Annotated in this window: 8 protein-coding genes; all 8 read left to right on the forward strand. The window is 50.9% G+C overall.

The genetic code is table 11. From position 1 onward, the window contains the following. Positions 1-28 precede the first annotated feature (28 nt). Positions 29-1,432, forward strand: coding sequence for an arabinan endo-1,5-alpha-L-arabinosidase (locus KJS57_RS17245; protein ID WP_213655761.1), 1,404 nt, complete (start codon positions 29-31; stop codon positions 1,430-1,432). A 31-nt stretch (positions 1,433-1,463) separates the two neighbouring features. Next, positions 1,464-2,945, forward strand: a complete 1,482-nt coding sequence (locus KJS57_RS17250) for an alpha-N-arabinofuranosidase (RefSeq protein WP_213655748.1) — start codon at positions 1,464-1,466, stop codon at positions 2,943-2,945. Positions 2,946-3,010: 65 nt separating this feature from the next. Beyond that, a complete protein-coding gene (locus KJS57_RS17255; protein WP_213655749.1) occupies positions 3,011-3,976 on the forward strand; it encodes a glycoside hydrolase family 43 protein in 966 nt (321 codons plus the stop codon). A gap of 167 nt (positions 3,977-4,143) precedes the next feature. Then, positions 4,144-5,235, forward strand: a complete 1,092-nt coding sequence (locus KJS57_RS17260) for an ArsR/SmtB family transcription factor (RefSeq protein WP_213655750.1) — start codon at positions 4,144-4,146, stop codon at positions 5,233-5,235. Between the two features lie 96 nt (positions 5,236-5,331). Next, on the forward strand, positions 5,332-7,146 hold the full coding sequence (locus KJS57_RS17265; protein ID WP_211019970.1) for an ABC transporter ATP-binding protein: 1,815 nt from the start codon (positions 5,332-5,334) through the stop codon (positions 7,144-7,146). Further along, entirely contained in the window at positions 7,143-9,020 is a 1,878-nt protein-coding gene (locus KJS57_RS17270) for an ABC transporter ATP-binding protein (protein ID WP_213655751.1), read from the forward strand. The genes KJS57_RS17265 and KJS57_RS17270 overlap by 4 nt, the downstream gene beginning before the upstream one ends. Before the next feature lie 277 nt (positions 9,021-9,297). Continuing rightward, positions 9,298-10,848, forward strand: a complete 1,551-nt coding sequence (locus tag KJS57_RS17275) for a response regulator transcription factor (protein WP_306434245.1) — start codon at positions 9,298-9,300, stop codon at positions 10,846-10,848. Positions 10,849-11,275: 427 nt separating this feature from the next. Further along, positions 11,276-11,416, forward strand: a 141-nt coding sequence (locus KJS57_RS26805; RefSeq protein ID WP_213655763.1) for a helix-turn-helix domain-containing protein, incomplete at its 3' end; no start/stop codon positions are given.

An 11,416-nucleotide genomic window follows, 5' to 3' on the forward strand; every position in this document is an offset into this window, starting at 1 on the left:
ATTAAAAAAACGGGTGGTGCTGCCGGGTATGTTGATGTTGATGATGATGGGTACGGTAGGATGCTCGGGGGATCGGACGCCGGAACTCGTGTTTCCGGATAACCCCTCCGCGACTGCAATGTATGACACGACGGTGCTTCATAATGAACCAAAATGGACGGTAAACAACGCGCACGACCCCGGCATTATTAAAACGGATCAGGGGTATTATGTTTTCTCAACGGACGTTAAGGTGGGCGGGGGGCCGAAGCCCGGCGTCATGGTCCGGAAATCGGACGACTTGATTCACTGGAAATGGGTTGACTATGCATTGTCCGGCATTCCCGAAACCGCGTTGGAATGGACGGGAGCTACCAATTTGTGGGCGCCGGATGTCGTTAAGCATGGAGAAGTCTATCGCCTCTATTATTCCGCCTCCACATTTGGCAGCAGGCAGTCTATGATCGGCATGGCGACTTCGGACTCGATCGAAGGGCCTTGGAGTGATCAAGGAGCTGTCATTCAAACGAAAAGCGATGACGCGCTGAATGCGATCGACCCGAACGTCATTACCGATGCGGAAGGCCGGATGTGGATGGTGTATGGCTCGTTTTTCGGGGGCATTCATATTATCGAGCTGGATCCGGATACGGGCAAACCGAAGGAAGAAGGCTTCGGAAAGCTGATCGCTGCCCGCGACATGGTTACCGAGGACGGAGCGGTTGAAGGGCCGTATATCGTTTATAACGAGAAATTCAAAAAGTACTATTTATTCGTGTCCTACGATTCGTTATTCGAGGATTATAACGTGCGCGTAGCACGTGCGGATTCCATTACGGGACCGTATGTCGACTTTAACGGCAGAGATATGACGGATACGTCGTTCGAACCGCAATTTGAGGTGGGCAACAAAATATTGGGCGGGTACAAGTTCGGCGAGGATGTAGGCTGGATCGCGCCGGGTCATAACTCCGTTTTAAATGACGGGGGCGACTACTTTATCGTTCATCATGCCAGGGGAGAAACCGACAAGAACTGGTCCTATCTGCATGTCCGCAAAATCCTGTGGACGGAAGAGGGCTGGCCGGTCGTCTCGCCGGAGCGTTATGCGGGAGAGAAGGAGCAGGATATACCGCAAGGCATGCTGGCCGGAGAATGGGAACGGCTCGAAATCGATCCGTTTATCGACGGGCAGGAGCAGTCCGGCAAGCTGCTTTTGAAGGACAAAGGAAAGCTTGAAGGCAGCCGGGGAGAGGGATCCTGGAGTTTTGACGGGAAAATGACGCTGACTTTAAGCTGGGACGATTTGGCCGAAGGTGAAGGTCGCACAGAAACGGTTCAGGTGCTGCCTGCATGGGATTGGGAAAAAGGCGTAGGTACCTTGGTGTTTACCGGCTTGAATGAACGAGGTATGGCCGTTTGGGGAAAACAAACTTCTCGGCAAAGTAAATAAACATACGGGTGGAGAGGGAGAGTTGTAAACCATGGTGAGAATGGCCATTAACGCCAGAGAGAGAAAAGGAACCATCAGCCGTTACTTGTACGGACAATTTGCCGAACATCTCGGCAGATGTATCTACGAGGGAATCTGGGTAGGTCCCGATTCGCCGATTCCGAATACGGAAGGGTACCGGACCGATGTGCTGGAAGCGCTGAAAAACTTAAACATCCCGGTATTACGCTGGCCGGGCGGCTGTTTTGCGGATGAATACCACTGGATGGACGGCATTGGCCCGAAATCGCAGCGGGCTCGAATGATCAACAATCATTGGGGCGGAGTGGAGGAAAATAATCATTTCGGCACGCATGAATTTTTGCGCCTGTGCGAATTGCTGGATACGGAGCCGTATATCAGCGGCAACGTCGGCAGCGGTACGGTGCGGGAAATGCAGCAGTGGGTGGAATATATGACCTTTGACGGCGAGTCGCCGATGGCCGGTCTTCGCAAGGAGAACGGGAAGGAGCAGCCTTGGAAGCTGCCTTTCTTCGGCGTCGGCAACGAGAACTGGGGCTGCGGAGGCAATATGCGTCCCGAATACTACGCCGATCTTTACCGTCGATATTCCTCCTATGTCCGGAATTATGGAGACAATCAAGTATATAAAATTGCCTGCGGACCGAATACGGATGATTATCATTGGACGGAAGTGTTGATGCGGGAAGCGCATTGGTTAATGAACGGGCTTAGCCTGCATTATTACACTATTCCTTCGGGGAATTGGTTCGCCAGCAAGGGCTCCGCTACCGAATTCGGCGTGGACGAGTGGTTCTCTACGATGAAGAATACCTTGTTCATGGAGGAACTGATCGTCAAGCATTCCAAAATTATGGATAAATACGATCCCGAAGGCAAGGTCGGCCTGATCGTGGATGAATGGGGCGGCTGGTACGATGTGGAACCGGGCACCAATCCGGGCTTCCTGTATCAGCAAAATACGCTGCGCGATGCCCTTATTGCCGGCGTAAACCTCAATATTTTTCACAAATACAGCAAACGGGTGAAAATGGCGAACATCGCGCAGGTGGTCAATGTGCTGCAGGCGATGGTGCTGACGGAAGGCGATAAAATGCTGCTAACGCCTACCTATCATGTGTTTGATATGTACAAGGTCCATCAGGATGCGGAGCTTCTGGACGTGGAGTTTGAAAGCCCGATGTACAAACACGGGTCGCAGTTGATTCCACAACTCAGCGTTTCGGCTTCAATCGATAAGGAAGGACGCATTCATTTATCGGTCTGCAATCTTCATCATGCGGTCAGCGCTTCGGTAAGCTGTCACCTTGAAGGCGCGGAAGGCAAAGAGATAAGCGGAACCTTGCTTACGCATTCATCGCTGAATGCCCACAATACCTTCCATCAGCCTGAAGTGGTGAAACCGGCGAAATTTACAGGCGCAAAGCTGGAGGACGGCCAGGTTCATATGGAGCTGCCTCCCGCTTCAGTGGTTGTTCTGACGTTGAAATAAGGAATCGTTGGCTCGTATTAAAGTCCAGCTCTAGCATGGATTACTAGTTAAAAGGAGAAACCGACATGAACACAAATAGAGAATATATGAACCCGATTGTGGAGCAGCGTGCAGATCCTTGGGTTTACAAACATAGTGACGGCTATTATTACTATACCGCCTCGGTGCCGGAATATGACCGGATCGAAGTGAGGCGTTCGACTACGATTCAAGGGTTAAAGGATGCGCTTCCCGTAACGGTATGGCGTAAATATGAAACCGGCCCGCTCAGCGCGAACATCTGGGCGCCGGAGATCCATTATATTCAAGGGAAATGGTATATCTATTTTGCGGCGGCCAGAACGACCGAAACGCAGGACGGTTTGTTCGACCACCGGATGTATGTCCTTGAGAATGATGCCGTAAATCCGCTAGAAGGCGAATGGGTGGAGAAAGGCCAGGTACGGACACGTTGGGAATCGTTCGCCCTGGACGCAACGACGTTCGAGCACCGCGGAGACCTCTATTATGTTTGGGCGCAAAAGGATCCCGAAATCGAAGGGAACTCAAACCTGTACATTTCAAAAATGAGCAATCCATGGACCCTGACCGGAGAGCAGGTGATGATTTCGACACCGGAGTATGATTGGGAAATCATCGGTTTCCGGGTTAATGAGGGGGCAGCCGTGCTCAAGCGGAACGGACGCATCTTCATCAGCTATTCGGCAAGTGCAACGGATTACAACTACTGCATGGGGCTGTTGGAAGCGGATGAAGCTGCGGACCTGCTCGATCCGTCCGTGTGGAAGAAAGCGCCGCAGCCCGTTTTTCAAACGAGCGAAGAGAACGGACAGTACGGGCCCGGGCATAACAGCTTCACCGTCTCCGAGGACGGTCAGGATGTCATCGTTTATCACGCGCGGAATTACAAGGAGATTAAGGGAGACCCTCTATTTGACCCGAACCGTCATACCCGGGCCCAGGTGTTTGGCTGGAAAGAGGATGGAACTCCGGACTTCGGCTTGCCCGTAAAGGATGGGGTATTGCTTTAGGACATAAATACCAGAAGGATCGTTTGGCTATTTGCCGGACGGTCCTTTTTTTGTGCGAACCTGATATTGACAAAGTGTAGAAAGAGGATTATTTTAACATTTAGTAATTATTAAATCTTGATCAGAACTTGTCATTATTTAATTTTTAATAAAATGGAGGTGTTGAATTGAAAGTCCCTTTAAAGAAAAATATCAGCTTCGCCTACAATGAGGCGTTTGAATTGATCGTCATGATGGGCATGATTGCCTGCGAGCCCCAGATGGTCAAGACGGCCGAAGAGTACCGCATTGAGCTCGATCCGCTGAACAAAGAAATATTTACGGATGCCGTGAACAAAATGTCTCCGCATATGCTTCGGGAATTGCAGTTTTTCTTCGGGTATGACTTTTTTCATAAGGCATTGGATTATGCCTTCTATGAATCGATCGCTTCTTCGCGCCAGCCATTAAGCGCGGTATCCTGGATTGAGCGGCTGGAGGTGGCCGAGGCGTCGGAAATTTCAGTGAACATGGTCTATGGCGTCTACTATGACAAAATGGAGGAGCTTCTCCAAGGACGCGAATGGGAGGAAATCCGAAAGGATAGGATCGGTCTGATCGAGCGCGTTAAGGCCACACAGCCGCTCGATGAAGTGAAGGAAGCCCAGGAGCCGTTATTGGAGTGTTTAAGGCATCCGGAAGAAACAAAGCGACGCTATATGATGCTGATCTCTCAATTTTATCGGGATATCTTTGCCGGCTGGTCCGAGGTGATCCGCGAGGAAAGCGAACGGGCGCTGGACCGGTATGAGGCGTTTTTTAAAGGGGATCCCGAGCGGTTTATCCGGGAAATTCATAAAAGCGAGCCGGAGATTTTTCAAGTACCGTCAACCATCCATATCAGCTTCGTTTCACAGGTTGGCAATCACCATATTTGGCCCTTTGAGGCATCCCATTTTTGGGTCATATTCGGCGTTTTCAACGACCGGGTGTTTGGGCCTGCTGCGGATCGGGAGAAGGCGGAGCTGTTTTTCAAGGCGCTATCGGATAAGCGGCGGATCGATTTCATCATGCTGCTCCGGGAACGGCCGAGGTATGGCAGCGAGCTTGCGGCGGAGCTGGGCATTACCCCGGCCGCGGTGATCTATCATGCGAACTTCTTTTTCTTCTTGGACCTGGTGGAATTCAGACGCAGCGATCATCGGTTATATTACCATCTCAACAAGGATAGGCTCAGAGAGCTTCTAGCGTTGACGGCGAAAGTCATGCTGGATGAGTGAACGAATGAGCGAATGAGCGAATGAACGAATGAACGAATGGACAACAAGGGGGAACTTCTATAGGAAGATAAGGCTGGAGAAGAAGGGGAGAACGAGTTGGAAAAAGAAAATAGGCACGATGAAATCAAAAGGGAGCATGCAATCTCCGTATCCGATGCGCTGAAGCGATTGATCTCGCTTGGAAGACCGTATTTAGGCAGGTACATCACGTTATGTATTCTAGCCGGAATTCTGTCGGTCTCCGGTGTGTTTCTCGCCGAAAGTCTGCGCAGGATTATCAATGCAGCCGTCGATAAGGAAATGTCCGGTCTGATCTCAGGGCTGGTTTTCGCACTTATTGTAGTCGTTACTGACGCGTTGGGCAATTTTATAAGCACGTATTTATCCGGGACGTTGGAAATCCGCTCGACCGCCAGTTTGCAAGCGACGATTTTGTCTAAGCTTATGCGCTCGAAAACCAGAGAGCTGGAACGATTTCACTCCGCCGATTTAATCGGACGGATTCAGGATGCAGCACCGGCGGCGCAAACCGGAATTAACGAGAAGACGATCCAATTGTTCGGCAATGTGCTTCAGGTTGTGTTTTTATTGTCTTATTTGCTGTCACTCCAATATATCCTGACCTTGGGAACGCTGTTGATCTGCATTTTACTGCCGCTGGTGATGGTTCCGTTCAGCCGCCGGCTCCGTAATCTGCATATCGAAAGAGAAAAGGCCGTTGCCGCCCAGCAATCCTTTGTCCAGGATGCCCTTCAGGGGGCGGAAGTCGTGCGCGCTTTTTCGCTTGCTCCCCGGCTTGGTTCGCAGTTCCGGCAGCGTCTCGAGGGTCTTACAGCCCTTCATACCCGGGTAACCCGGCTTGAAGCGATCGGATATAATATGCCTTTCGCCGTGGTCCTGGGCGGGTTGCTGTATGTGCTTTCTTTTGGAGGTTATCTGGTTATCCAAGGGCGGCTGGACGTCGGAGCGGTGGCGGCTTTTCTGATCACCTTTGATCAGATCACCCAGCCGGTGTCCCGGCTTGCCAATCTATGGACCGAGCTTCAGTCGGCATTGGCTCAGGGAAGCAGAGTGTTCGAAATTACGGATATGGAGGAAGAAAAGGCAACCGTACGGGACGACGGCAAGAAGTACGGGGAAATGGGGACGGTTTCCTTCGAAAAGGTCTCCTTCGGTTACGGAAGTAGTGACCTCGTTCTATCAGGAGTATCGTTCACGATTGAGCAAGGGAAGGTAACTGCATTTGCCGGACCGAGCGGAAGCGGGAAAAGCACGATTCTGAACCTGCTTATGGCGGTATACGAACCGCTGGCCGGAAACATCGACTGCGATATGGGCTCGATGGCGGACATTCCTCCGGGAGAGTGGCGCAGCCGCATTGCTTACGTCTCGCAGGAGCCCTATCTGTTCTCGGGGACCATTCGGGAGAATATCGCCTGGGGGCGGGCGGATGCCGATGTATCCGCAGTGAAGGAAGCGGCTCGTTCAGCAGGGATTCATTCCTTCATCGAGGGATTGCCGCAGGGTTACGAGACCCGGATCGGGGAACGGGGCTTGACCTTGTCCGGCGGGGAACGGCAGCGACTTGCGATTGCCCGCGCCTTTGTCAGGGAGCCGGAGATGCTGATCCTCGACGAGCCGACTGCCGCGCTCGACAGCCAGCATGAAGAGATGATCCAGCAGGCGCTCGGCAAGCTGATGCAGGGCCGAACCACCGTTGTTGTCGCGCATCGTCTCTCCACGATCCGGGATGCCAACGTGATTTATTATTTGGAGAACGGCTCCATCGTGGAAGCGGGGAACCATGAGTCGCTGATGGCCGAAGACGGAAAATACCGGGCGATGGTAGAAAAAAGCGTGCATCATTCCGAGAATCCCCACGAACTGGCGATAGAAGGAGGTTACCTATGATCACCGATGATAAAGTGAAATCGCCCGCTAACCCGTCATCCACGGTCTGGTCCGCCTTCCGTCGTTTGGTCGGCTATGCCGGCTTGTACCGGGCCGGGTTTATGGCCGCCATTGTGTTGCTTGCCGCCAAGCTGGTCGTCGATATCGGCTTCGCCACCGTACAAAAGCTGTTCATCGATACGATCACAAGCTCCGATACGGACGCATTGACCCGGGTTACGGTCATATGCGGGATCGCCTGCGCCATTATAATAGTCTGTCTTATTTTTCAGCACTATTTCCGCTTTACGGTTCACTTCCGCATGGCCTGGGATTTGCGGTCCAGACTATTCGACCGGAGCAATCGCCTATCGTTTCAGGAAGTTCAATCGATGCATTCCGGCGATCTTTCCTCCCGGAACAATAAAGACGTAAATTCGGCAATGAGCATGGTGAGCAGCGTCGTGTATGAGTTGTTTTATAATTTGCTGCTTACCCTGGTATCGTTCATTTATCTCGCCCGTTCGGATGTATGGATCGCTTTGCTTGCGCTGGGCTCGGGGCCGGTCGTGTTTTTTTGCAGCCGATTTTTTGACCGGAAGCTGCGAAACCTGTCCGTTGATATATTTGCCCGGGAGGCCGGCTTGAGAGCGCTGCTTCAGGAAGTGGTGCAAGGCATGACGGTGGTTCGGGCGTTCGGCATGGAAGACGCCATACTTAACCGTTATGTGAAGGAGCGGGCCGAGCTAGGAATTTTGCAGCGGAAAAGAACAGTGCTTGTCGGCCTTTTGTGGCAAACCTCCGCTTTTATCAACAATGTGGTCATGGTTGTGTGTGCGGGGATGATCGCTTATTCCGCGCTTGGAGGCGGGATGTCGGCGGGCGGCGTGCTGGCGTTCGTCATCTTAATCGGCAGGGTACAGTGGCCCTTCGTCCACATGTCCCAAACCTGGGGCGCGGTTCAGGAGGCTTTGGGTGCTTCGGACCGCGTATTTGAAATTCTGGATAAGGAAACGGAAAACGAATCCGGCGGGGAACGAGCGGTACAGAGGGAGGAGCGGCAAAAGCGGATTGAACGGGGAGAACGGCAAGCTCCGTACTTCCGGAATGCGTCGACGGGGGATCACAATCAACCGGCGCTCATGCTCAAGGATGTTCATTTTGCGCATAAAATTTCTGCCGATGACCCGCAGCAAGCCCTGTTTGAGGGTTTGAATTTGCAGGTCAATGCCGGGGAAACGGTCGCTGTCGTTGGACCAAGCGGTTCAGGAAAATCGACGCTGGTTCGTCTCTGCTGCGGACTCTACCAGCCTGATCAAGGGAGCGTCTCCCTCCATGGCGTTTGCCTGCGGGAGAGTCTGGATCAGGGCCGCGGACTTGCGACCTATGTACCCCAAATTCCTTACCTTTTTGCGGGAACGATCGGCGATAATATCGCCTTTGGTACGGAAGGTAAGTCCGAGGAAGAAATCCGGATGGCCGCCGGATTGGCCGGGGCCGATGATTTCATTATGAAGCTTCCAGATGGATATGCCACCCATATTGGTGAACATGGGGCATCGCTTTCCGGTGGTCAGAAGCAGCGCATCGCCATTGCAAGAGCTTTTTTGCGCGAGGCACCGCTGTTGCTTCTGGATGAAGCTACTTCGGCGCTTGATAACGAAACCGAAAGTCTTGTGCAGCGTTCGCTTGACGTATTGATGCAAAAACGCACTACCCTGGTCATTGCCCACAGACTGTCTACGGTTCTGGATGCAGATCGGATTCTGGTTATGGAAAAGGGCTGGATCGTGGAGGAGGGAACCCATAAATCTCTCCTAGAGCAGCAAGGCTTGTATGCAAAATTGTACCGGATTCAATTTCAGGAGAGCGACATGCCAAAAGAGGCGGTGTAAGCTGGCTTGCTTTGAGTTTCAGGTGATATCAAGAATCTTCCAAATCGTGATCTGCGATTTGGAAGATTTTTTTGTTATCCTCATATCATCAAAATAGTGCAATAAATGAACATAATTATGTTTGTGAGAATTTAAAATTTATTTATAATTATTTGTAAACGCTTTAATTCTTTCCGTAGGGGAAGGATATTATTTGTGTTTAATAAAGTGTTACACACACCATTGAAAATCGCTGGATGGGAATTGTAATGAAATCTTTTCCGGCAGGGGGAAATAAATGATGATTAAAGTGCTTATTGTAGACGATGAACCTAAGCTGAGAGAAGGACTTCGCACATTTATCGACTGGAACGCTTACGGTTATGTTGTCGTAGACACGGCGGCCAACGGCAACGAAGCGCTCGAGAAATATAACACTCATGAACCCGATTTGGTAATCGCCGATATTCGTATGCCGGGAATGGACGGATTGCAGTTGATTCAGCGGCTGCGTTCGCTTGATCCTATGCTTCATATTTTAATTTTAAGTGGATACGCGGATTTTGATTACGCTAAGAAGGCTATCTCGCAACGGGCAGACGGTTATTTGCTGAAGCCGGTCGACGAAGATGAATTGATAGATTATATACAGAAAATTCAGCAGCAGATTACTCAGGAACGGCTTGCCGAGCTTTGGCAAAGCACCACTAAGGATTGGGGCAGGGAGGCGTTTATTCAATCGCTCCTGTCGGGTAATGAGGAAGAGAAAGCGGTGCTGGAAGGCAAAGCTGAGGAATTGGGTATGCTATGGAGATGCTACCAGGTCTTGCTGATTAATCTGCATACGGAGAACGATTCGGACATGGAACCCTCCGTTCAAATGAGAAGAAAAATGACCGAGCTGTTTGAGCATACGGACCGAGGCTACGTTTTCAGCTACCATGCGCAGATCGGTATTCTACTAAAAGATCCGGTTTTGGGCGTGGAAATGGATGGAGTTTACGGCAGTATCCGGGATGCAGCTTCCGATACGGGTGTAGAATTCACCGCGGCCTTAGGGCCAAAGGTATGCAGCTTAATGGAAGTGGTTGATTCTTATGGAGTGGCCAGTGAGCTTAACAAAAACCACTTTATTCATGGCAACGGCAAGCTTCTGAGCCGGGATTCGGTTCAGGAAACTTCCCTTGGAGAAGTATCCGTTGAGCCAGGGACGGAACCGCTGAACGAACAGCTTTATTATGCTGTGGAGGTGGGCAATCGCGAGACGGTGAAAGCGCTGGTCCGCCGTACAGGGGAATGCCTTGTGTCTGAGGGCTATGGCGAAGGGGAAATTAAACGTCGTTTCGTTGAGATTCTGACCTCGATTCACGCAAAAGGGATCAAGCAATCGCCGGAGCTGCAGAGCCGCAGTAAGGAATTTTCGGACTATTTGTCCGATATTTATAAGGCCTGGACGCTTGAGGGCGTGTATGAGAAAACGGAGTTTTTCCTGGAACAGATGATGAGCGGACTGGGTGAGGGAGGAAAACACCGGGAAGTAAAAATCATGCTGGATCTGATTCACCGTAATTTCAGCGACAACTTGAAGCTGGAAACTTTGTCCGGCATTTTTAACTATAATAGCGCGTATCTCGGCAAATTGTTCAAGAACGCTACAGGCGAATACTTTAACACCTACCTCGATAAAGTGCGGATCGAGAAGGCGAAGTCCCTTCTTGAGGAAGGATTGAAAGTCTACCAAGTGGCCGAGAAGGTCGGTTATACGAACGTGGATTATTTCCATAGCAAGTTCCGGAAGTATGTGGGGACTTCCCCCTCCGCCTACCGCAAAACCACCAACCACGCTTAGCGGAAATTCAAAAACCGGCTTTTGATCACGAAGCGGTTGCTATGTAGTTGATTCGGCGTCGAATCTGGGGATGCAGCCAGGGCCTTCCGGTGCTCACGTAGGCTTCTCCTACGCTCCGCTCCTCAGTCCCTGGCTTTACCCCACCTTCTCGGTGCTGAAAACCCGGTTTTTGAATCTCGATTGGAAGGGTAGATCAAAAACCGGCTTTTGATCACGAAGCGGGGTAGAATGGCCGTTCTGGCATGGTATTAGTATATGTGGAGCTAATTGCGAAACGATAAGAAGCTGCTGATTGGATATTTCCAATTGGTAGCTTCTTTTTTTGACTAGTTGGTTGTTTCCGTTGGATAATCTCTTAGGCCCCCTAATAAAACTGGAGTCCTCCTACCCAAAAAATTTATACTAGAAGTAAGGGAGAGGATCCAGTATGGGGAAAAAGCTGAAAGAAGAAATCAAAATTCAAATCGTTAAAGAAGCATTGTCTGGAATTAAGGTGGGGGTGTTGGCCCGCATGTATGATTTGCATCCTGAAACCATTCGTTTGTGGGTTAAAGAGTATCGTGATTCA

Origin of the sequence: Paenibacillus vini (assembly GCF_018403325.1) — a bacterium.
Taxonomy (GTDB): Bacteria; Bacillota; Bacilli; order Paenibacillales; family Paenibacillaceae; genus Fontibacillus; species Fontibacillus vini.

What these genes read in the sequence shown, in the direction of transcription:
- KJS57_RS17275 (WP_306434245.1), top strand. Translation starts at nt 9,298, where the DNA reads ATGATGATTAAAGTGCTTATTGTAGACGATGAACCTAAGCTGAGAGAA.
- KJS57_RS17270 (WP_213655751.1), top strand. Translation starts at nt 7,143, where the DNA reads ATGATCACCGATGATAAAGTGAAATCGCCCGCTAACCCGTCATCCACG.
- KJS57_RS17250 (WP_213655748.1), top strand. Translation starts at nt 1,464, where the DNA reads ATGGTGAGAATGGCCATTAACGCCAGAGAGAGAAAAGGAACCATCAGC.
- KJS57_RS17245 (WP_213655761.1), top strand. Translation starts at nt 29, where the DNA reads ATGTTGATGTTGATGATGATGGGTACGGTAGGATGCTCGGGGGATCGG.
- KJS57_RS17255 (WP_213655749.1), top strand. Translation starts at nt 3,011, where the DNA reads ATGAACACAAATAGAGAATATATGAACCCGATTGTGGAGCAGCGTGCA.